Source organism: Streptomyces sp. NPDC044719 (assembly GCF_056433405.1).
The window spans coordinates 976,216-997,032 of record NZ_JBWKHE010000002.1 but is presented as its reverse complement, the minus strand read 5'-3'; the positions used below and the strand labels follow the sequence as shown (position 1 = coordinate 997,032).

The 20,817-nt window shown below is 69.8% G+C and carries 18 protein-coding genes and 1 pseudogene; 13 read left to right on the top strand and 6 right to left on the bottom strand.

Annotated elements, in window-relative coordinates; translation table 11 throughout:
* Positions 1-469 precede the first annotated feature (469 nt).
* Entirely contained in the window at positions 470-1,726 is a 1,257-nt protein-coding gene (locus tag AC07DF_RS11325) for a tyrosine-type recombinase/integrase (RefSeq protein WP_478969358.1), read from the bottom strand.
* Between the two features lie 115 nt (positions 1,727-1,841).
* Here AC07DF_RS11325 and AC07DF_RS11320 point away from each other — a divergent pair, with 115 nt between their 5' ends.
* The 8 genes and pseudogenes from AC07DF_RS11320 to AC07DF_RS11285 form a co-directional block, all read left to right on the top strand.
* A complete protein-coding gene (locus tag AC07DF_RS11320) occupies positions 1,842-2,114 on the top strand; it encodes a hypothetical protein (RefSeq protein WP_478969356.1) in 273 nt (90 codons plus the stop codon).
* A 443-nt stretch (positions 2,115-2,557) separates the two neighbouring features.
* A complete protein-coding gene (locus AC07DF_RS11315; protein WP_478969354.1) occupies positions 2,558-3,367 on the top strand; it encodes an alpha/beta fold hydrolase in 810 nt (269 codons plus the stop codon).
* Between the two features lie 574 nt (positions 3,368-3,941).
* On the top strand, positions 3,942-4,391 hold the full coding sequence (locus AC07DF_RS11310; protein ID WP_478969352.1) for a helix-turn-helix domain-containing protein: 450 nt from the start codon (positions 3,942-3,944) through the stop codon (positions 4,389-4,391).
* A gap of 59 nt (positions 4,392-4,450) precedes the next feature.
* A complete protein-coding gene (locus AC07DF_RS11305) occupies positions 4,451-5,209 on the top strand; it encodes a hypothetical protein (protein ID WP_478969350.1) in 759 nt (252 codons plus the stop codon).
* A gap of 70 nt (positions 5,210-5,279) precedes the next feature.
* The gene (locus AC07DF_RS11300; protein ID WP_478969348.1) at positions 5,280-5,972 is read left to right on the top strand and encodes a DUF5819 family protein; all 693 of its coding nucleotides are present in this window, start codon (positions 5,280-5,282) and stop codon (positions 5,970-5,972) included.
* Position 5,973: 1 nt separating this feature from the next.
* Positions 5,974-7,149: an HTTM domain-containing protein gene (locus tag AC07DF_RS11295; protein ID WP_478969346.1), complete on the top strand. Its 1,176-nt coding sequence runs from the start codon at positions 5,974-5,976 to the stop codon at positions 7,147-7,149.
* A 1,259-nt stretch (positions 7,150-8,408) separates the two neighbouring features.
* Positions 8,409-9,671 carry a hypothetical protein gene (locus AC07DF_RS11290; protein WP_478969344.1) on the top strand — a complete coding sequence of 421 codons (1,263 nt, stop codon included), beginning with the start codon at positions 8,409-8,411 and terminating at the stop codon, positions 9,669-9,671.
* Between the two features lie 1,051 nt (positions 9,672-10,722).
* A pseudogene (locus AC07DF_RS11285) lies at positions 10,723-10,887 on the top strand (ATP-binding protein); the annotation flags it as partial.
* Positions 10,888-11,219: 332 nt separating this feature from the next.
* Here the strand turns inward: AC07DF_RS11285 and AC07DF_RS11280 are convergent.
* Positions 11,220-12,173 carry a LysR family transcriptional regulator gene (locus AC07DF_RS11280; RefSeq protein WP_478969342.1) on the bottom strand — a complete coding sequence of 318 codons (954 nt, stop codon included), beginning with the start codon at positions 12,171-12,173 and terminating at the stop codon, positions 11,220-11,222.
* A gap of 169 nt (positions 12,174-12,342) precedes the next feature.
* Between AC07DF_RS11280 and AC07DF_RS11275 the strand changes: the two genes are divergently transcribed.
* The 4 genes from AC07DF_RS11275 (at position 12,343) to AC07DF_RS11260 (ending at position 15,961) form a co-directional block, all read left to right on the top strand.
* Positions 12,343-13,488 carry a PrpF domain-containing protein gene (locus tag AC07DF_RS11275; RefSeq protein ID WP_478969340.1) on the top strand — a complete coding sequence of 382 codons (1,146 nt, stop codon included), beginning with the start codon at positions 12,343-12,345 and terminating at the stop codon, positions 13,486-13,488.
* A 115-nt stretch (positions 13,489-13,603) separates the two neighbouring features.
* Positions 13,604-14,845, top strand: coding sequence for an SLC13 family permease (locus AC07DF_RS11270; RefSeq protein WP_478969515.1), 1,242 nt, complete (start codon positions 13,604-13,606; stop codon positions 14,843-14,845).
* A complete protein-coding gene (locus tag AC07DF_RS11265; protein WP_478969338.1) occupies positions 14,845-15,258 on the top strand; it encodes a TetR/AcrR family transcriptional regulator in 414 nt (137 codons plus the stop codon). The genes AC07DF_RS11270 and AC07DF_RS11265 overlap by 1 nt, the downstream gene beginning before the upstream one ends.
* A gap of 115 nt (positions 15,259-15,373) precedes the next feature.
* Complete coding sequence (locus AC07DF_RS11260) at positions 15,374-15,961, top strand: CocE/NonD family hydrolase (RefSeq protein WP_478969336.1); 588 nt, start codon at positions 15,374-15,376, stop codon at positions 15,959-15,961.
* A 442-nt stretch (positions 15,962-16,403) separates the two neighbouring features.
* Here the strand turns inward: AC07DF_RS11260 and AC07DF_RS11255 are convergent, their stop codons facing one another.
* On the bottom strand, positions 16,404-16,640 hold the full coding sequence (locus AC07DF_RS11255; RefSeq protein ID WP_478969334.1) for a hypothetical protein: 237 nt from the start codon (positions 16,638-16,640) through the stop codon (positions 16,404-16,406).
* Between the two features lie 388 nt (positions 16,641-17,028).
* Between AC07DF_RS11255 and AC07DF_RS11250 the strand changes: the two genes are divergently transcribed.
* Positions 17,029-17,316: a Tn3 family transposase gene (locus AC07DF_RS11250; protein WP_478969333.1), complete on the top strand. Its 288-nt coding sequence runs from the start codon at positions 17,029-17,031 to the stop codon at positions 17,314-17,316.
* A gap of 86 nt (positions 17,317-17,402) precedes the next feature.
* Here the strand turns inward: AC07DF_RS11250 and AC07DF_RS11245 are convergent, their stop codons facing one another.
* Genes AC07DF_RS11245 through AC07DF_RS11235 form a run of 3 tightly spaced genes read right to left on the bottom strand, consistent with a single transcriptional unit; the run spans position 17,403 to position 20,751 of the window.
* Positions 17,403-18,239, bottom strand: coding sequence for an ABC-2 transporter permease (locus tag AC07DF_RS11245; protein WP_478969331.1), 837 nt, complete (start codon positions 18,237-18,239; stop codon positions 17,403-17,405).
* Positions 18,236-19,807, bottom strand: coding sequence for a DUF1349 domain-containing protein (locus tag AC07DF_RS11240; protein ID WP_478969329.1), 1,572 nt, complete (start codon positions 19,805-19,807; stop codon positions 18,236-18,238). Before AC07DF_RS11240 ends, AC07DF_RS11245 begins: the two co-directional genes overlap by 4 nt.
* Positions 19,804-20,751, bottom strand: a complete 948-nt coding sequence (locus tag AC07DF_RS11235; protein WP_478969327.1) for an ABC transporter ATP-binding protein — start codon at positions 20,749-20,751, stop codon at positions 19,804-19,806. The genes AC07DF_RS11240 and AC07DF_RS11235 overlap by 4 nt, the downstream gene beginning before the upstream one ends.
* Positions 20,752-20,817 lie beyond the last annotated feature (66 nt).

Here is a 20,817-nt window from a genome sequence, read left to right as displayed (position 1 = left end):
CACCTGGCCCGGCCCGGCCCCGGGGGCGGACACGGAACGGCACCGACGGAGAGCACTTCGGGGCCTCCGTAACGGTCGTATTGGACGGCGCCCATCAGCAGCTGGTCAGGCGACATGGGCGGACTCCCTGGCGGGCATGCCCTACCTCTTTCGTCGGGCATGGTCTGGAGCAGGAGACGGCGATCTTGCCCGAGGTGCCGGCACCGAAGGCGGCGAACGCCTCCGCGGCCTGCTCCAGCGGGTAGGTGGCGGTGACCGGTACCCGCAGCACGCCTGGCAGCCCCCTCCACCAACGCAGCCGCGCTCGCGCCCTTCGCGGGCGCCGCCTCGCACCCCTCCTCGGCGGCTACCCGAACCTGTTCGGCCTGTTGGCCATCGTCTCCCGCCTCGCAGCAGTCATCGCGCTGTGGACCAAACCGCAGCACGATGAGATGGCGCCGTCCGATCCGACGGCTGAAGACCTGCCCGGTCAAATGGACAAGGGGGGCATTCCGAGATCGACGACCTGACGGTTGCGGGCTTGCGCGTCGAGCTGCGCGAGTTTGTCCTGGGCGCCGGCGAGGCTGACTTCGAGTCCTTCGATCTCGCCCAGCCAGCCCTCGCGTTCGGCCTGGGTGAGCATCGAGCAGCGGATGCAGGCATGCTCGTGGGCGCAGGCGGTGCCGTAGGCGCGGGCACAGGTGCAGACGGAGAGCTTGCGACGCTCGAAGTGACCGAGGAAGTCCTCCCACTCGGCCTCGGTCGGCGTGCGGTATTCCTCGGCGGGGCGCAGTGAGCGGCGCCGGATGATGAAGGCGCGGTGGGCTTCGATGGTTTCGGCAGGGTAGACGGCGTAATAGCCCATGGTGGTATTGATGTTGGCGTGGCCTGCGATGACCTGCGCGATGTGTGGCGGCAGACCGGAACGAATAGCATCCGTGATGAAAACGCGCCGGAAATCGTGCGGGGCGAAATGCAGGGGCTGACCGGTTGAGTCAGTCAACCCAGTGAAGGCAAGCACATCACCAAGCGCCTTGCGGATGAACTCGCCGCTCATACGGGACATCTCCCCACCCCGGTCCCACTGGAACAGCAGCGGTGCTGGCTGATTCCAGGCGCGTTCCTCGTAGTCGTAGGCAGCCAGGAGCGGGATAGTGCCGGTCTTGCGGCCACGGACCCGCCGGATGATCGTGGCCAGGACGTCGGCCAGTTCGGGACTGACGAGCAGCACCCGCTCCTGGTCGTTCTTGGACGGAGCGATCTGCAGCAAGGGGACGACCTCGCCGGTGGTGGGAAGCCGGTACTGGATCATGGCGTGATGACTGGTCTCCAGCATCTCCTCGATGCGGGCGCCGGTGTGGCGCAGGAACTCCACCGCGGCCCAGGCCCAGAACGCACGATGCTCGGCGAAGTCAAAACGAACAAGGTTGCCCTGGGCGTCACGGGCTGCCGCTGTGGTCGCGTTCCTGGTGCGGACGAAGACCTCGTCGCCGAGCGTGAAGGTGGCGCCGGGCTCCACGGCCAGGAGGGCCTGGAGCCCGACGGTGTGATGACGCAGGTGATCGGCCGCGGCCTTCGCGAAGGTCTGCAGGGCCGGAAGCCGCTCCCGGGTGCGCTGGTCCATGCGGGCCTTGGTCCGCTTGACGTTCTTGCGGTTGGAGGTCTCCGCCTCCTTGATCGGGCAGGGGGCTGCCCAAGGCCCCCACCGGGCAGGCTCCTCCATCTGCCGCTGGATGCGGGTACGCATCCGCTCCTTCCACGCGCCCGCAACCCGGGCGGCAGATCGAGGGAGGAGATGCTGGGGTGGTGCAGTTCCAGATCCGACCAGAAGTTCCGGGTCAGGTCCCGGGCGAGGTTGTCGAGTGAGCTGCCAGGCCGACGCCGTCGGAGTCGTCGCAGCCGTCGGCGAGGAACGCCTCCACGGCCGGGGCCGCTGCAAGGCGGGCCTGCCAAGTGATCACGACATCGTGGAGCGGGCTGAGGCTGTAGCTGTGCCGGGAATCCTCGCTGCCCGTGCCCAGTCCGGCTCGAAGGCCGGCACCCACGTGCCGGCGCGGCTGCTCTCGCAGAGCTGGGCGAGCAGCTGCGCGGCCGTGGTCGGAGCGGGCGAGGCCGGCGGGACGGGCGCGTGGTAACTTCGCCGTGGGTGAGGCATTCGGCGGCCCGTCGGTTCGGCCGCCTTCTTTCGTCTCGAAAACGGTGAGCCGAAGCACGATAGCTGTCACCTCCGGAGCCCGCTGAACTGCGACTTCAGTCGGGCGAGGCAGGGTAGTTGTCACCGACGCGGCGCGCTGTTGTCACCAGCAGTGCGCAAAACATCGCGATCGTCACCGCCTCCCGTGCTCCGCAGCCGACTGAGCTGCCCCGTGCCCCGGCTGCCCTGTCACGGTGCAGCTAGCACATAGGGACTCGTTGACCTGTATGAATGCCCGGCAGTTCGAAACTGCAGATGGCGGCTCAAACGGCCTGGCTTTCGCGGAAGTCCCGCTCGCCGTGGAGACGGAAGTCCTGGCGATCGTCGGCCCCGTGACGACATTTGTACAAGACCGAGGCCGGCAGCGCAGGCATCCTCACGTGCATGGGTATCTACGACGGCGAGCACTTGCTCGGGATGCACATGGTCCACGACGGCCCGCGGGAGGCGCCGCCGCTAGTGCTCATCCACGGATCGGGGGCCTCGGGCAACTCCTGGGGTCCGGTAGTGCCGGCACTGGCCAGCAGGTATCACGTCATCCGGGTCGACCTCCCGGGCCACGGTCAGTCCCCGCCCGCGCCGTCGTACGACGTGCCTGAGCAGGCAGCCCGCCTGGCCGCGGCGCTCGATGAGCTCGGCCTTCGTCCGGTCACCGTGGCCGGGCACTCCAGCGGCGGATACATCGCCACCGCCCTCGCCGAACAGCGCCCGGACCTAGTGAGTTCGCTCGCGCTGATCAGCAGTGGCCCCAGTCCCGACGCGCTTCTTCCGCAGCCCGTCCTCCTTCGGGTGCTGATCGCCCCGCCGCTCGGCCCGCTTCTGTGGAGAGTCCGTTCCGACGCGATGCTCCGCCGGGGGGTGACCGTGGTGTGCAACCGCCCGGTGGACGTCCCGGACGACCTGGTCGCCGAGGCACGGGCCATTGGCTACCGCACGCTCAGGACGGTGCTGCGCCAAAACGGCGCGTACATCGCCGAGAGGAGCGTACCCGCGCGCCTGACCGCACTCGACGTCCCAGTTCTGGTGATCTTCGGTGCTGCCGACCGTCGCTGGGATCCGTCTTCAGCGCACCAATACGACACGGTGACGAACGCGCGAGTCGAGCAGCTGCCGGACGTCGGGCACCTCCCCATGCTCGAAGCGCCGGAGGCGACCGGCAAGTTGCTGCTGGGCTTCACGGCGACGGGCCGCTGACGCCCATCGCCTAGCCTGGTGCTGTGAGGTCCACCGAATCACCACCTGACTGGGCGTCGGTGCAGGTCGCCGTGCCCCGGCAGGTGGGCCGACTCCCGGGGGTCAGCATGGCTGGGTTCCGCGAACGTGCCCCGGCGCGCGTGGATATCGCCATGGTCGCGCACCCCTCGGTCACTCTGTTCGTGGACCTGAGTGAGAGACAGCCTTGTCTACGACTCCCACGGTCGGCGCGAATGCGGCAGCACGGTCGTTGGACTGGCACCGCGCGACCTTCGGCTCGGAGGCCGGGCGGCCGGGGGGGAGATCGAGTGCCTCCAGATCCCGTTGTCGCCGGTCCTGGTGGTTGCGGTGTTCCGCGCATCGACCGACCTCAGCGGGACGGTGGTCTCCCTGGAGGATGTCTGCAGCCGCGATGCCGGGCGAGCCGAGGAGAAACTGCGAACCACCGCGTCGTGGGACGAGCGGTTCACGATCGCAGGGGATGCCCTTGACCGACGGCTGAGCGCCCGCCCGTCGCTTGATCCAGAGGTGGCTGCTGCCTGGTGGCTGATGCTCACCAGCCGGGGACGGGTACGTGTCGACAGCCTGGCGAACGAGGTCGGATGGAGCCGTAAGCGCCTGTGGTCCCGCCTTCCGGTCCCAGATAGGCCTCACCTCCAAGCAAGCCGCCCGGCTGGTGCGCTTCGACCATGCCGCCCATCTCCTCGCGGCGGGCAGCGCCGCCGCCCAGGTGGCGGCTGCAAGCGGCTACGTCGACCAGGCCCACCTCCACCGCGAGGTCAAAGCCTTCACCGGGGTGACATCCACCGCCTGGCCGCTGCGCCGTGGCTCCCCATCGATGACGTCGCGTGGCCGATCTCGTTCGCGGACCTGCCGCCGTCGGCGTCTCCGATCCTTCAGGTTTCGGCGCGCCTCCGTCAGCGCAGGAGGAGCGTGTCCAGCCGTCTCGGTGATGGGCCATGCAGGTGAGAAGGCCCGGAAACCGACCCATTCGGCGCATTCGTGGTCGCCACCTTTTCTGTAGCCCTTCGTTCTTGGATCGCCAGATTCAATTCTGCTTTTCCCCGAGAAGGAAGGGAACTGATGCGCTCTATTAGAGCCCTCGCCATCGCTGTTTCCGTAGGCGCCCTGACAATGGGCATCACCACGATTTCGCAGGCGATCGACCTGCATCACCCGGGCGGGACGCAAGTCCGTTCACACCTCCCCGCCAAGGAGGGGGACAAGGGAAGCGGGAAGGGCCACAAAGACGGAAAGGGCCACGGCCACAAGGGCCACAAGGACGGCAAGGGGCACAAGGGCCACAAGGGCGGCAAGAAGGTCCATGTCGAGAATTACAACCTGGACCACAGCTGCGTGGGCAAGTCGTTCGGCTACTGCACGAAGCACATCGAGTTCAAGCAGGAGCTGATCGGCGATGTCACCACGGGGCTGATCGGCCTGATCGGCACGACCACCACCCCGCCGACCACCAACGGCACCACCACGCCGCCGACCACGAACGGCACCACCACGCCGCCGACCACGAACGGCACCACCACCCCGCCCGGGGACGCCGAGTGGTGCTCGCCCGGCTTCTGGCGCAACCACCACCCTGAGGCCTGGGGCCCCACGGGTCTGACCGGCAACGAGTCCTACAGTTCGGTGTTCGGCGGTGACCTGCCGTCGCGGACGCAGGCAGGTATCAACGCAGGGGCGCCGACCAACCCGACGATCCTCTTCGTCCTGCAGAACCCGCAGTACTACGGCGGCGACGACACCAACCGCATCGCAGACGAGCTCAGCGACCGCCACCCGGACATCAACTTCACGGGTAGCCGCGTCGACAACTGCCCGTTGTAACAGACGGCTCGTGCGGTGGACATCCCACGTCCGCCGCACGAGCCATTTCACCTTCGCGGAAGGAACGTCAATGCATCCCTCCACGGCACCCAGCGCCGCGCTTCCCCACCCCCGCCCGGCGCAGGACGACGGCGCGGGACCGCGCTGGTCCCCGTGGGCGGTGGGCACGCTCATGGCGATCGGGCTCCTCCTCTCCGGGGCCGTGATCCTCCACCTCGCCATGATCTTCCTCAGCCTTGCCCCCTCCAACGCCGTCACCACCCGGCACCGCGACGTGGTCAATGCCTACGTGCAGCCGGAGTTCGGCCAGGACTGGAGGCTGTTCGCGCCCAACCCGCAGCAGCGCAACGAGGTCGTCGGTGTCCGGCTGCGCACCGCAGGCGACGACGGCACCCCCGTCGTCTCGGGATGGGTCAACATCACAGCTGAGGACATCGAGGCGATCAGGGGCAATCCCGTGCCCAGCCACGCGGACCAGAACATGCTCCGCCGGGCCTGGGACGGCTACATCAACAGCCACAGCCCCAAGGACCGGCCGCACAGGGGCCGGCTCAGCGAGCTGTCCCGCACCTACCTCAAGCGCGTCGTCCTCCAACGGATCGGACGCGAGCGGCAGGGCCGGCCCATCGTCGGCCTCCAGGTAGCCGGCCGCTTCACAGTGGTGCCACCGCCGTCGTGGAGCACACACAAGACCCCGGACACCACCACCTACCGGGTACTGCCCTGGTGGCCGGTCACGGACCAGGACTACAGAAAGCTGTGAGTTGAGCACCGTACCCTTCCAGCGACTTGCCCGGTTCGCCTGCGTCACACAGGCCCCCTACCAGGCCGCGGCCTTCCGGATCGGACTGGCCGCCGTCATCACGGCGTTCCTGCTGCGCGAATGGCCGCACCGCCGCGTCCTGTACGGCGACCGCAGCCCCCTGTCACACGACATGGCCCTCACCCTGATCCAGGAGGAGGACACCTTCACCGTATTGAGCTGGTGGAGCGGGCAGCTCTGGTTCGAGATCGTCTACACGCTGACGATCGTGGCGTCACTCGCCGTCATGCTCGGCTGGCGCACTCGGACCATGACCGTCCTGCTCATGGTGGGGGTGATGTCGCTGGAGAACCGCAACACCCTGGTGGGGGACGGTGGCGACAACATCATCCGCATCATGGTGATCTATCTGGTGTTCACCCGCTGCGCCCAAGTGTGGTCCCTCGACGCCCTGCGCACCCGTGCTGCCCGGGCGGAGGACACCAACTTGCCCGACAGGACCGGTGTCGTGCTCTGGTCGGTAGCGGGCGCCCTGCTCTTCTGGGCGTTCGGCCTTCCCGTCCAGGGCGGATGGCCGCTCATCCTGTGGCTCCTGTGGGCGGTGCACGGCCTCTGGTACGCGGTGAACCAGCGCTTGGCGAAGCACGAAGCACGCACCGTACTGGACGGCTGCGCGGCCATGCTCCACAACGCCGCGATGCTGGTGATCGCCGCGCAGGTCTGCCTGATCTACTCCACAGCCGGCTGGTACAAGATCCAGGGCCTGCGCTGGCAGGAGGGCTCCGCCCTCCACTACGCACTGCACCTCGACTACTTCACCCCCTGGCCCGGGCTCTCGGCCGCCGTCGCGGCCAACGCCGTGCTCGTCTTGGCCCTCACCTACCTCACCGTCTCGACGCAAGTGGCCTTCCCCTTCGTCCTCGGCAACCGCAAAGCCAAGAACATCCTCCTAGCGGTCATGATCACCGAGCACCTCGGGATCGCCCTCCTGCTCGGCATCCCGTTCCTGTCCCTGGTCATGGTCGTATGCGACACCGTGTTCCTACCGACAGCGCTGCTGATCAAGATGGCCGGAGGACCCAGACGCCACAGGCCAGACCCACCCGGCCCGGCCCCCCGAGAACTGACCACCTCAGCACCGCACCCCACCGCCCCCGAGCCCGCCCACAGCACCTGACACCCCGGCTGCCTCGCACAAAACGACGTCCGGCAGTTAAAAACGACCCAAGCAACATCATCAGCCGAACATGCCAGCTCCGCGCCATTCGCGGTACACGGCAAGCAGGGCCCCACCAGGCTGCGCACCGAGGACAACATCCCCGGCACGTATGAGGCATCAGGACCACAAACAGGCGCCCCGGGCGCCCAGTGGAGTGAACCCGCCGCGCAACACCGTCCCGGCCCCGGCAACCAGTACCTGCAGTGCGCGATCAAAACCTCATACGGGCCGTGGCAATCGCCGCCCCCGGCCCTCACCCCCGATGACCGTTCCCCCCTCCGCTCCCCCGCTTCCGATGCAGTGAACAGCCATCGCATCGACTCCCCGCCCGGCCACGTCTGCATCCGCCCAAAGACCAACCCCGACCGCACCACCCACATCCATGACAAACGCAACCACAGCGACTCGCACCTGGCCGTCACCCACAGCAGCGGTGCCTCCATCCACAACCCGCGCGGCGACAACCCCAACCACCAAACCCGCCCGCTGACACATCAACCACAACGACTACAGCTAGCCTCTCCCCCACCCACCGATGTGCCCGACCCACAGACAACAGTCAGCCCCACCCGGCATCACCGCGCGCGGCTGAACAGTAGCCCCAGCCCGGCGGCCACGGCCGCCCCACAACGCCAATCGAGATCATCTCTGAGGGGCGGTCCGGTCGAGGCCGCACGCGCGGGCCGGCGGCCGCGCAGCTCGTTGGCCCGGCAGGTGGTGTTCGTGGGCCTCGCGGAGTCCCCACCACCTGGTCGTCGTCGACCGGGGCAAGGGCCGTCGGCGACGTCGCCGCTGAGGTCCCGCCGGCCGGGGGCTTGAGGCGCCAGGCGTCGGTGAGGAGTCCCCGGGCGTGGGCGACAGCGGCCTGGGAGTCGGGCTCGGGCGGCTTCTGCAGATGCACCGGGCCAGCCTGCGTCGGGAGCCCCTGGTGCTTCGGGCCACCGTCGAGTTCAGGCCAGCGATCGCGAGCCCTTCTCGTAGCAACTGCCGCACACCCGGGGGGTTGCGCGTACGGACCGCTGATCTCGCTGCCTGGTTGTACAGCATTCATCGGATTGCTCAGGGGCGGCAGCTGGAGTTTTATCGGGCTCGCCGCCGGCCGCCGCGACGTCCGATGAGCCCCCGGTCGACGCCCACGGCCGCCGCCGATGTCTGGTGCGGGGCACGCCGAGCCCGGGCGGCGGCCACGTCCGCGCGAGTCAAGGGGGAAGGCATCCATGCGGAGCAGACTTGGAGTAGCAGCCGTGGCCGTCACCGCCTGTGTGTGCGTGGCGGCGCTGCTGGCGCCCGCGGGGGCGCAGGCGGCACCGCACGACCCGCACCGCGAGCACCACGGGACGAAGCCGGGCGCCTGGCACACCGTCCGCCTCAGCCAAGGTGGCGATGGCGCGTCGGACGCCCCGTCGCTGAGCGCCGACGGCCGCTACGCGGTCTTCACGTCGTCGGCCTCCAACCTGGTCCCCGGCGACACGAACGGTGCCCCGGACGTCTTCCTGCGGGACCTGAGGACCGGCCGCATCCAGCGTGTCAGCACCGACGCCGCCGGAGGGCAGTCCGGGCTCGGCGGCACCGAGGGAGCCATCAGCGCGAACGGACGGTACGTGGTCTTCGTGTCGGCCTCGACCGACCTGGTTCCGGGCGAAGTCCACGACAAGCAGTCGGTCTACTGGCGCGACCTGCGGACCAGGGAATTGAAATACGTCGGCAACGACCTCGGCAATTACCTGACGTGGGCGCTGCATGCGTCCGTCAGCGCCGACGGCCGGTATGTCGCGTTCGCCGTGAGCGAGACGGTCCCCCGACCGGGCGCGTTGGTCGCCGTGCGCGACATGCGCACCGGGGAGCTGACGAAGCACCCGTTCGCCCTGCACCGGGCCACCAGGCCGCTGCTCAGCGACGACGGCAGCGTCATGGTGTACACGAACAGCAGCTACTGGCCTTACGCCAATCCGGCCTCCGACGTAAAGGTGGCTGACCCGCTCACCGGGACCCACCGGTCGCTGCACACCACCCCCGACGGCGCCCGCGGCAACGGCAGGGCCTCCCAGGCCGGCATCAGCGGCAACGGCCGCTACGCCTCCTTCACCTCGACATCCACCGACCTCGGTCCCGAGGACACCAACGGCGACGGTTCCAACGTCTTCGTCCGCAACCTGCGCACCGACACCCTGCGCATCGTCGAGGCGCCTGACCCCGCCCTGTCGACCGCCGACGGGGCGCTGAGCCCCGACGGACGGTACCTGCTCTTCCGGGCGTTCGCGGGCACTTCGGACCCGGGCACCTGGTACCTGCGCGACCTGCGCAACGGCCGCACCAGGATGGCGATCACCGACACCGCCGGCACGCCGGTCCAGGCCGACTCCGGGGACCGGCCGCTCGATGCCCGGGCCCGGGCGGTGGCCTTCTCCTCCACAGCCGACAACCTCACCCCGGGCCCGCGCAGCCCGAAAGCGGACGCCTACGTGCGACGGCTGCACTGACCGCCACCCCACCACCCCATGGGCACACAACTTGCCCGACGGGGGTCGGCTCTCACCGACACGCGCTCACGACATCCCGCCGGGCGCGGCCGGCACTTGGCTGTGGAGATCAACCCGCGCCTGGCGGAGTTGTTGCGCGCGAGGTATCCGGCAGCGTCTCGGGCGAGCCGGTCGGAGGCGGTGTTGGTGCGGCAGGAGGGCAGGGTTCTGCCCGGTTCGCTCATCGCAGGGGAGTCCTGCACAAGGGCGGAGCTTGGCCACCGGGAGGACGACGACTTACCCCGGCAATGGGACGAAGCCGCCTGACCCACAAGCCCTCCGCCTGCGGCCGCGACGGCGTCGAAATCGCGGAGTCGTGCATCGTGCACCGGCGTGCAGAACGGCCGGTGTCGGCTGCGCAAGTGACGGCAGCGAGCCCGGCCCGAGGCATACCTCGATCCGCAGCTCCGGGCCGAAGTTCGCCCAGATCAGCGACGTTGTCATCCAGCCGGTAACACCACCGACATGCCGACCTGCTCGACCACGAAGCACTCGACGTCGGCTACCGGCTCCTCATCACCGATTTGCAGAAGCCAGGCGGGCCGACCGACTCCGTCCTCCATTCTGATCAACATCTCCACACACGCCCCAGCCCTGTGCCTCTCCCTGGGCGGATCTCGCACGCACAGACATGCCTCAGCCGACCGATGCAACGGCGGCGAACCGTCTACCTCACGCAGCAGTTCGCCGTCGCGGAGCTGCTCCAGTCCCGACCATGGAGATCTGTACGTGGCGAGGCCGGCGCTCGAGCGCGGTGGCCTGGTCGCTGATACGACAGGAGTGTGACGGGGGCTCACCGACAAACGGTGCCAGGGCGTTGTCGCGGACGGTTGCGAGCGTCGGCAGCGTGACGATCACTGACGAGGACTGCCTAGGACCGCGTCGTTGAGGGCGGGGTGAAGGCACGGGTCTTCGTGCCGGACCACGTTGACGGCGTGTACTTGCACTTCCACGGAGGCGGCTGGGCGTTCGGTTCCGCGGGCGGGCAGGACGAGAGGCTATGGATGCTCGCGACAAGCACGGCACCGAGCTGCTGTTCCAGGTGCTGACCGAACGCGAAGAGAAGAACAGCGTCGCTATCGCCTCCGACGAAGCCTTCGGCGGCTGGGCCCAGATTTTCACCGATTCCCGGCTCTGCACGGCCTTCGTCGACCGGCTCACCTTCTACGGCACGATCAGCGTCTGCTGCCGCGGAGATGCCGCCTACCCCGTCCCGAGACAGCTCTACGAGTCCATGGGCTTCACGCCCTACACCCGAACCCACACCTACATGACGAAGACGTGAGCGAGCCACAAGGCGTGGACTTCGCGGCGTTGCTGAAACTCATCGACATTCCGACAGCTGAGTGCCCCCGGGCGTTCCCAGAACTCACCGTCACATGTTGCTGCTTCTCACCGACACAATCACTCAGTCTCCGGGCGCGCACCGCACCATCAAGCCGATATGCCCTGTACCCACGTGGCTCCATGCCCGAGGGCGCGCCGGGGCCCCGGTACTGGTCCGTGTTCTCAGCCCCGTCGGACCGCTCCGAGCTGGGCCCGGTGCAGGCCCGGGGCGGCGAACCGCTGCGCCACCGCGCGCAGGACCTGGGCCATCGCCTGGGCGGGTGGGGTGGCGGTGCGTGCCGCGGCACGGGCGAGAAGTATGCGGCGGGTGGGGGCCGGGACGTCGGACGCGAAGGGCAGGAGACGTACGTCGCTACGCCGGCTGGTGAGCGCCAGCCGGGGGGCGAGGGCGATACCGAGCCCGGCGGCGACCATGGCCTGCGCCTCCTGGTAGTCGTGCGAGGAATACGCGATCCGCGGCTCGAAGCCCGCCTGGCGACAGCTGCGGCGAAGGACATCGGCGACGGGGTGGTTGTCGGCACGGATGATCCACTCCTGTTCGGCGAGGTCGCCCAGGCGCACGGAGGGGTGGGTGCGCAGGGGTGAGTCGGCGGGGACGACCAAGACCGTGGGGTCGTCCAGGAGGTGGGTGAGGGAGAGCGCCGGATCGTCGAGGCGATTCCACTCGTAGTCCCAGAGCAGCCCCTGCTCCACCTCGCCCGTGTGCAGCATCTCGCGGAGCTCGGCAAGGACCCCGGCGCGTACCTCGATGCGGATGCCGGTGTGGCGGCGGCGGAAGCGGGTGAGCGCGAGCGGCAACAGGGACGCGCTCGCCGTGGGGAAGGAACCGAGCCGTAGCGTGCCCTGGTCGAGGGCCGTGAAGGAGTCCAGATCGGCCTGGGCGGCGCGCAGTTCACGGCGGATCGCCTGACCGCGCTCGGCCAGCGCGGCACCCGCCGGTGTGGGACGGATCCCGCGCGGCAGCCGCTCGAGCAAGGGCTGACCGGCCTCCCGCTCCAGCAGGGACATCTGCTGGGAGGCGGCGGAGGTGGTCATGCCCAGCGCATCCGCCGCGGCGGTGAGCGAACCGCGTTCGGTGGCCTCGGTGAGCAGCAGCAGACGACGCACGTTCAGCATGCCGACGACTTTAGCTGAGCTAAACCCAGGTGAAGCAAACTGCGATTGTTCCGAAGTCACGCCTCTGCGAAGGTCTCCGCAATCGCCGAGCGGTTCACCGGCCCGCAATGCGCCCGTAACCACCGCCTCGGCCCTTCCCTCCCCTCGTTGATCAAGGAAGAGCTCAGACGTGCACACTCCCGCGACCCTGGTGCGTGGCGGCACCAGCAAATGCTGGCTGTTCAACCAGGTCGACGTCCCATCCGGCCGTGGCGAACTGGAGAAGCTGCTGGTCTCCGCGTACGGCGCCACCGACCCCGGGGAACTGGACGGCGTGGGCGGGGCGACTCCCACCACCTCGAAGGCGGCGGTTGTGAGCGCTTCCCCCGAGCCCGGCGTGGACGTGGACTATCTCTTCGCCCAAGTGGGCATCGGCACGGGCTCGGTCGAGTGGACGAGCAACTGCGGCAACTGCGCCACGGGGGTCGCCCTGTACGCGGTGGCGAAGGGCATGGTGGCGATCACCGGTGACCGGACTCGTGTGGTGATGCGCAACACCAACACCGGCGCGGTCCTCGAAGGTTTCGTGGACACCACCGGTAGCGTCGTGCACCACTTCGGCCGCCAAGCCGTTCCCGGCACCCGCGCCGGAGGGGTCGCCGTCGGCCTCACCTTCCGCGATCCGGCCGGCGGCGCCACCGGTTTACTGCTCCCCACCGGGCAGGCCGCGCAGGACCTGCCGGTCGCTGCCGCCGAGCCGGTACGGGTGAGCATGGTGGACGCCGGAGCGCCCGTCGTCCTCATCGACGCCCTCAGCGCAGGACGCACCGGCGCCGAGCCACTGGAGCGGATCAGTACGGACGTGCCCTGGTTGCGCACCGTGCGCCATACCGCCGCACCGCCGATGGGGCTGCTCAAGCCGGGCGAAGAACCGGGCGACGCGGTACCCAAGGTGGGCCTGGTGGGCCCGCCCGTTCCGTACACCACCACCCTCGGGGAGCGGCTCGGGGCCGAGGACTACGACATCTCGGTACGCATGCTCAGCATGAACGCCCCGCACCCCGCGATCGGCCTGACCTCCGCCGTCGCCGTCGCCGCGGCCGGGCTCGTCGAGGGCTCCGTGGTCTGCCGGACCGCGGGCGGCCCGGCCGACGAATGGCTGCGGCTCGGCACACCCGCCGGCATCGTCGCGGTCCGCTGCACCGACGTACGGGACGGCCTGCCGAGGCGGGTCACCGTGCAACGCGCGGCACGGCTGCTCGCCGACGCCCGTATCTACGTCCCGGAAACAGGACGCGTCCACGTCCCGGAAACAGGCCGCACGCAAGCCGCCTGAACCGGGACGGACATCACCTCGGTCGGCCGGTCCCCCAGCCGTCCGCACCGGGATACCCTCGCGCCCCCGGGGCGCGCCCCTCCCCCTCGCCCCAAGGACAAAGATGTCTGCTGAAGTGATCTCCATAGGCGCGCTGCTGGTGATGTTCGTGGTCGGCACAGTGCTGCCGATCAACCTGGGCATCCTCGCCTTCGTCGCCACCTTCGCCGTCGGCACCGCCTCGCTCGGCCTCACCGAGGACGAGATCTTCGAGGGGTTCCCGGCGAAGCTCTTCGTCACCATCGTCGGGGTCACCTACCTGTTCTCCGTCGCCCGCCGCAACGGCACCATCGACTGGCTCGTCGCGGCCGGGGTACGGCTGGTGCGCGGCAAGGTCGCGCTCATCCCCTGGGTGCTGTTCCTGGTGGCCGCCTTGCTGACCGCGTTCGGCACCTTCACTCCCGCCGCGGTCGCGATCCTCGCGCCGATCGGCATGAACTTCGCCTACCGCTACAAGCTCAACCCGCTGGTCGTGGGCATGATGGTCATCAGCGGCGGGCACGCGGGCGCGTTCTCCCCGCTAGCCGTCTCCGGTGCGCTCGTGCTCGGCCTGGTCGACAAGACCGAACTGCAGGTCTCCGCGGTGACGCTGTTCAGCGCGAGCTTCCTGATCAACCTGGTGCTGTCGGCACTCACCTACGCGCTGCTCGCCAAGCGCCCCGCCCCGCTGGCCGAGGGCTCCGAGGACGCCGCGGAGGACGAGGATCCGGCCGTCTCCGGCAGTCCCGACTGGCGCCAGTGGCTCACCCTCGCCTGCCTGGTGGCCCTCGTGGTCGGCGCTCTCGGCTTCCATCTGGAGATCGGCTTCCTGGCCCTTGCGGCCGGTGCCCTGCTGGCCCTTGTGGACATGAAGCGGCAGGAAAAAGCCGTGGACGGTGTCAGCTGGTCCACCCTGCTGCTGGTCGCGGGCATGATGACCTACATCGCCATGCTGGAGAAGGCCGGCATCATCGAGAACATCTCCGAGCACGCCGCGAACCTCGGCGCCCCGATCGCCGTCGCCCTGCTGCTGTGCTTCACCGTGGCCATCACCTCTGCCTTCGCCTCCTCCACCGCGATCCTCACCGCGATCATCCCGATCGCCGTACCGCTGCTGCTCTCCAGCCACCTCAGCGCCGCCGGGCTCATCGCCGCTCTCGCCGTCTCCACGACGATCGTGGACACCTCGCCCTTCTCCACCAACGGCGCACTGGTCCTCAGCAACGCCCGCGGTGTGGACCCCCGCCGCTTCTACCGCCAGGTCATCGGATACACCGGCGGCATCGTCGCCCTCGGACCCATCGTCGCCTGGGGCGCGCTGGTCCTTCCCTGGTCATAGTGAATGAGCGCGGCACCACCGCCCTCCCCGTCATCGACCTCTCCGAGGCCGCCGACGTCAGCAGGCAGCTGGTGTACCTCCAGTTCGGGGACCGCGACGCGCTCCTCGTGGCGGCCGCGACCGACCTGGTCGAGCGGGAGCTCATCGCCGCCGAGGCGGGGGACGACAACTCTTCGCCCCACGAGCGCCTGCTGGCCATGGCCCGGCACTTCGCCCGGCACCGGCCCGTCTACCGCGCCATGCTCACCGGGTCCTGCGCCTTCCCGATGACACGCGCGCTGAACAGGCTGTTCGGCTCGCTCATCACCACGGCGGGCCTGCGGGAACAGTTCGGCGACCTCGACGAGACCACGGCCGAGGATCTGAAGGCCTGGTCACCGGCGGGACCGGCGCAATCGTCAACGACTGGGTGATCGAGGCGGAGGACCCCCTGGTCCCCGAAGAACTGGCAGACCGCCTGCTGCGCCTCACCTCGGCGCTCACCCCCAACCGCCCCACCCCCGCTCCCTCACCAGGAGGGCACCTCCGATGAACCTCGGCAGCCACATCACCCAGCGCACCCTGCGCCTTCCTCCACCCGTCACCAGGAACCTGACCATCCAGCGCGACCTGCGCGTGCCGATGCGCGACGGGGCCGTCCTGCTGGCCGACCGCTGGATTCCGAAGTCCGGCGGCGACGGCCTGCCGACCGCACTGGTCCGCACTCCCTACGGCAGGGCCGGCCTGGTCGGGGGCCAGATGGCCAGGCCGCTGGCGGAGCGCGGCTTCCAGGTCCTCGTCCAGAGCACCCGCGGCACCTTCGGCTCCGACGGACCCTTCGACCCGCTCTGCCGCGAACGGGAGGACGGTCTGGACACCACTGGGCGAGAAGCAGAGTTCGGTGAGGACGGTGTCACGGCTCCCGCTGATCGGACGACCCGGGCCCGGCGTACGGCTGCGCTGCTCCCTGGACGTGCGCCAGAACCTCAACTCCTAGCCCCACGCCCGGTGCTGTCCAGGACGGACCGCGAACACAGGTGCGGGCCGCTGGTCGGCACACGGATCGTGCGGTCTCTCCTGGATGCGGCAGCAGCATGCCGCGCACCTTGCTATCGACACGGCCGCCTGTTCCCATGACGACGGCGACCAGGCCTGGACTGCGCGATCGCCGCCCTGACCGCGCTGCCGGACGGCTACCGCACCGGCCTGGTCCACCGCCGCGCCCAGGACCTGTACGAGGCAATCCCCGCACGGTCCTCCGGGCCCGGGTCCACGCAGCACAAGGGCGAGCTGACGGCGGACTTCGGCGAGCAGGTGCCGGCGGTGGAACCGGCCGCCGTCGTTCATCCAGCTCGCCGCCCTCGGACTCGACGGGGCAAGTCAGGTCGGCTCATCTACCCTTTCGCGCACTGATACCCGTGCGACCCGCAATCCCGGATCCGAGCGCGCACCTTGACGTTCTGGGCGAGTTTGGGAGGCAGCTTGGTGGACGTGTCCGGGTATGCGTCCAGGAGTTGGTCGGCAGTTGGATTCTTGGTCCCACGGAGATCGGTGCCGTGGAGATCCGCTTCGGTGAAGCTCACGTCAGAGGTTGACGCCACAAATCGCCTTGCGCGTCGGAGATGATCTCTTCGAGGACGGCTCGCTGGGCCGGTGTCGCCGCAGACAGGTAGTGATCACCTTCGACCTGCGGCGAGTGATTGGGGTCGATCGTCGGTGGCAGGGACCATCCGCGCTTGCCTCGCTGGGCGATGTAGGTGGTCCGCAGCCGGCGTCGGTCGATCCAGAGCCGACCGGGGCCGCCTGAGTCAGGCACGTCGCCTCCTACACTGCAACGCAGGGCCTCGCTCTGGCGGCCGCCTCCCACTAGCTCGGGCTGCGCCTGTCCTGGCGCCGCACGGCCGCCGCCCTCGCCGTTTCCGCCATCACGCAGTACGTGGCCGACCGCTGCGCCGGCCACTGGCGCGAAACCAGCGATGCCGCCCCCGCCCTGGTCCGCTTCGCTCACCGCAGCGGCAAGACGCAGTGGCTCACCCGGGCCCGGGCGCAGGCCCCTTCCTGGACCAGGCATGGCACAAAGCATGGATCGCCGCGGCCGCCTTGGTAGCCGCCGGAGCAGACCGCTGCCCCCTGGAGCGCCCGGCCGACGCGGCCGGTTCCGCCTCCTGTGATCCCACGCCCCCGACCCGGCTGTCCCCCGGACCATGCTCGCCCCGCAGCTGCTCCAGTCGGCGTCGGTGCACGTCAACACCCTGCTGCTTCAGGACATACTGAGCGAGGAGAAGTGGCAGAAGCGGCTCACCGACGCCCGCCGGCGGGCCCTGTCCCCGCTGTACTGGACCCACGTGAACCCCTACGGCCGGTTCGAGCTGGACATGAACTCACACCTCGCCCTCGCCGCCACGGCGTCCATGGTGCCCTGCCCCCGCACCGTGCCCGAGGCGGAAGCGGCCCGATCGGCGCCGGACGGTGGGTCCGGGTCGGCATCCTGAAGACCCGCCCGGCGTCGCTCCCGGTCGGCTGGATCGTTGACCGTGTCAGGCCCGAAGCCACCGTGCTCACGGACGGCTCGATTCGGCTACGCGTCGCGCCTGTGCAGCAGCAGGCTGCCGACCAGCAGCGCGGCCGCGGCCCACGTGGCGAGCACGCCCAGGCCGGCCCATGGGCCGATGGGCAGCTCGCGCAGATGGACGGTGGCTTGGACCGCGAGCCCGGCGGTCATGGGCGAGATCTGCTGGAGGTGGCGCTGCCACTCCGGGTCGTTGACGACCTGGGTGACGACCGGGAAGAGGTAGAGCAGCCCGAGCACGATCCCGATGGCGGTCGCCGCTTCCCGTACCGCCGTCGCCACGCCGAGACCGATCAGGGCGATCAGAGCGAGGTAGAGGACTGAGCCCACGGCCGCGCGCAGGGTCGGGCCGTCGGCCAGGGACAGCGGGGCGTAGCCGTGCGCCTCGGTGAATCCGTTGCCGGGCAGGATGTAGCGGCCGGTGAGGAGGGAGGCCAGTGCGGCAGCCGTCCCGGAGGCCAGGACTCCCGTGGTGAGGACCGTCGCCTTGGCGGTGAGGACGGTGAGCCGGTTCGGCACCGCCGTGAACGTGGTGCGGATCATGCCGGTGCCGTACTCGCCGCTGACGGCCAGCACCGCGAAGACGGCGATGACCGCCTGCCCGACGGTGACGCCGGTCAGGGCGAGCTTGACGGCGTCCTGGCCGCACCCCGCGTCCGGGCACTTCACGGCCTTGGCGGTGCCGCAGCCGACGGCCACGGTCAGCGCGACGGCGAGCAGGAGCAACCTGCCCATTCCCCCTGCGGTGCGCAGCTTCGTCCACTCCGCGTGCAGGGCGCGGCCGAAGTCCCCTCGCCACGCGCCGTCCGCCGTGCTCGTGAGTCGTGCACCGCTCAAGAGGCTCATACGTCCCTCCCGCGCAGCCGCACCACGGCCAGACCGAAGGCGAGCGCGGCGTATCCGCACAGCACAGCGAGGCCGGCCCATGGCGCCAGCGGGTAGTAGCCGGTCGAGGGCTCGTACACGCTGAGCACCTGCGCGTACCGCGGCAGGGTCTGCTGAATGGCGAAGCCCGCAGCCGGGGTCACCCGCAGCAGCCACTCCGAGACGCCCGGGGGCAGTACGCCGGAGGTGGCAAGCAGGAAGGGCAGCACGATCGACGCGATGACCAGGGCGACCGCCGTGCCGCTGCGCCGCAGCAGGGCACCGACGCCGAGGGCGAGCACGGCGGCGGCCGCGCAGAGCAGGCCGGTGCCGGCCATGACGCGCACTTCGGTCGCCGACGTGGCGGGGAAGACATGGAAGCCCCTGCCGAGCGCGCTGCGTTCCCCGACGGGAAGGGTGATCGCGGCGGCCACCAGGCCCATGGCGAACGCGACGCCCCCGGCCACCAGCGCCTTGGCACCAAGCACCCAGCCTCGCAGGGGAGTTGCCGCCATGGTCGTACGCAGCAGACCGCGCCGGTACTCGCCAGTGATGAACACCGTGCCCACGGCGATCACCACGATCAGCCCGGCAAAGGTGCCGACGAGGAAGTTCTCGACGGAGAAGCCGACGCCCATGACGGGCCCGCCGACGACCGGTGCGATGTCACCGGCCCCGGTCACGGTGAACCCGCCGCCGTCGGTCTGGGTGAAGCCGCCCTTGGTGGTGTTCGTGTAGCTGCCGGAGGTGCCCGCGTCGCCACCCACCTGTGTGCCGCGCCACGCCTCTTGGGACCAGTCGCCGGTGAGGGCGGGGCGGCCGAAGGTGCCTGTGGCCACGGCAGGGCTGAAGCCCGTGCCCGCCGCGGTGTCCTGCTTCGCCTGCGGTGACGTCGCGAAAAGCCCGGCCTGCACGGTGCGCGCAAGCCCCGGCAGCTTCGCATGGCCGACCTTGCTCCAGTGGGAGCCGTCGGTGGAGGTGGAACCGGTGAGACTGTCACCGGAGCGGACCAGGCGCAGCCAGCGCGGGGACTCCTGGGAGACCTTGCCGGAAGGACCCGCCGTGTCGTGCGTGTAGTCGTACTGCATGCGTACGCCGTGGCCGCCGGTGGCCATGACCGCCGCGTACGGGGATCCCTGGGCGAGGCCTTCCTTCACGATGATCCCGGCCTTCGCCCAGGGCTGGGCCCCCTGGGCCCCCTGGGCCGTCTTGCCGGTCCCGGTGTCGGCCACACCGGTCAGCGACCGCAGGGGAACGGTGAGGGTGCCGTCTCCGGTGAGCGTCTTGTGGATGAAGTAGAAGCTGTCGTTGACGGCCTCGCCGCCGGGGCCCCTCGGGTACGAGGCGGAGTCGGCGCCGCGACCGCCGGGGGCTGGGGCGGCCGTGCCCAGCAGGCCGACCACGATCGTCACCAGGAGCGCCCCCGCCATGGCAAGGACCCAGCCGCGCACCGTACGGAACTTCGTCCACTCGGCGTGCAGCGCCCTGAGGAACCCGCCCCGCTCAGCGCGCCTCGCGGCCGGGGGGCGAGGGGTGAGGGTGGCGGTCATCGCGTGGCCTCCCCCGCCGGGATGCCCCGGTACTCCACCGCGTCGCGGGTGAGCTCCATGTACGCCTCTTCGAGCGTCGCCCGGTGCGCGGACACCTGGGAGAACGGCACCCCGTTCCGGGCGAGCAGGGCCACGATCTCCTCGTCGGGCAGGCCCGTGACGCCGAGGGTGTCGGGGCCGGTGGCGAGAACGGTGGCACCCGCGCCGTGCAGGACCTGGGCGGCGCGCGGAGGCGCGGAGGTACGCAGGGTGACCCGGCCGCCGGACGCCTCGGCGAGCAGCTCGGACACGCCGGTGTCCGCGACGACCCGGCCGCGGCCGATCACCACGAGATGGTCGGCGGTGTCCTCGAGTTCGCTCATCAGGTGACTGGAGACCAGGACGGCACGGCCCTGCCGGGCCAGCTCCGCCAGGAAGCCGCGCATCCACACGATGCCGTCGGGGTCGAGGCCGTTGAACGGCTCGTCCAGCATGACCACTGGCGGGTCACCGAGCAGCGCCGCCGCGATTCCCAGGCGCTGGCGCATGCCCAGCGAGAAGCCGCCGGCCTTACGGCGGGCCGCCTTGCCCAGGCCAACCTGATCGATTACCTCGTCCACCCGCCGGGCCGGCACGCCCTGCGAGTGGGCCAGCCACAGCAGGTGGTTACGGGCGGTACGGCTCGGCTGCAGCGCGGAGGCGTCGAGCAGCGCCCCCAGATGCCGGAGCGGGCGGCGCAGGGTGCGGTACGGCACCCCGTCGACCAGGGCCTTTCCCTCCTCAGCCGCGTCAAGGCCCAGTATCACGCGCATGGTGGTGGACTTGCCCGCGCCGTTCGGGCCGACGAAGCCGGTCACCCGCCCGGGCCGCACGATGAACGTCATGCCGTCCAGAGCCAGTTGTGGCCCGAAGCGTTTACGCAGACCGATGACCTCGATCGTCGCCTTCGTACTCTCATCGCTCATGGGCCCCACCCTGTGACGGAGCGAGTTACAGGGGCCGAACGGTCACTGTCATCTCGCTGTTAGGCG

Bases quoted from the DNA above. Each gene is read 5' to 3' on its own strand.
- AC07DF_RS11325 (WP_478969358.1), bottom strand. From the start codon at position 1,726: ATGCGTACCCGCATCCAGCGGCAGATGGAGGAGCCTGCCCGGTGGGGG.
- AC07DF_RS11315 (WP_478969354.1), top strand. From the start codon at position 2,558: ATGGGTATCTACGACGGCGAGCACTTGCTCGGGATGCACATGGTCCAC.
- AC07DF_RS11305 (WP_478969350.1), top strand. From the start codon at position 4,451: ATGCGCTCTATTAGAGCCCTCGCCATCGCTGTTTCCGTAGGCGCCCTG.
- AC07DF_RS11300 (WP_478969348.1), top strand. From the start codon at position 5,280: ATGCATCCCTCCACGGCACCCAGCGCCGCGCTTCCCCACCCCCGCCCG.
- AC07DF_RS11290 (WP_478969344.1), top strand. From the start codon at position 8,409: ATGCGGAGCAGACTTGGAGTAGCAGCCGTGGCCGTCACCGCCTGTGTG.
- AC07DF_RS11280 (WP_478969342.1), bottom strand. From the start codon at position 12,173: ATGCTGAACGTGCGTCGTCTGCTGCTGCTCACCGAGGCCACCGAACGC.
- AC07DF_RS11260 (WP_478969336.1), top strand. From the start codon at position 15,374: ATGAACCTCGGCAGCCACATCACCCAGCGCACCCTGCGCCTTCCTCCA.
- AC07DF_RS11250 (WP_478969333.1), top strand. From the start codon at position 17,029: ATGCTCGCCCCGCAGCTGCTCCAGTCGGCGTCGGTGCACGTCAACACC.
- AC07DF_RS11245 (WP_478969331.1), bottom strand. From the start codon at position 18,239: ATGAGCCTCTTGAGCGGTGCACGACTCACGAGCACGGCGGACGGCGCG.
- AC07DF_RS11240 (WP_478969329.1), bottom strand. From the start codon at position 19,807: ATGACCGCCACCCTCACCCCTCGCCCCCCGGCCGCGAGGCGCGCTGAG.
- AC07DF_RS11235 (WP_478969327.1), bottom strand. From the start codon at position 20,751: ATGAGCGATGAGAGTACGAAGGCGACGATCGAGGTCATCGGTCTGCGT.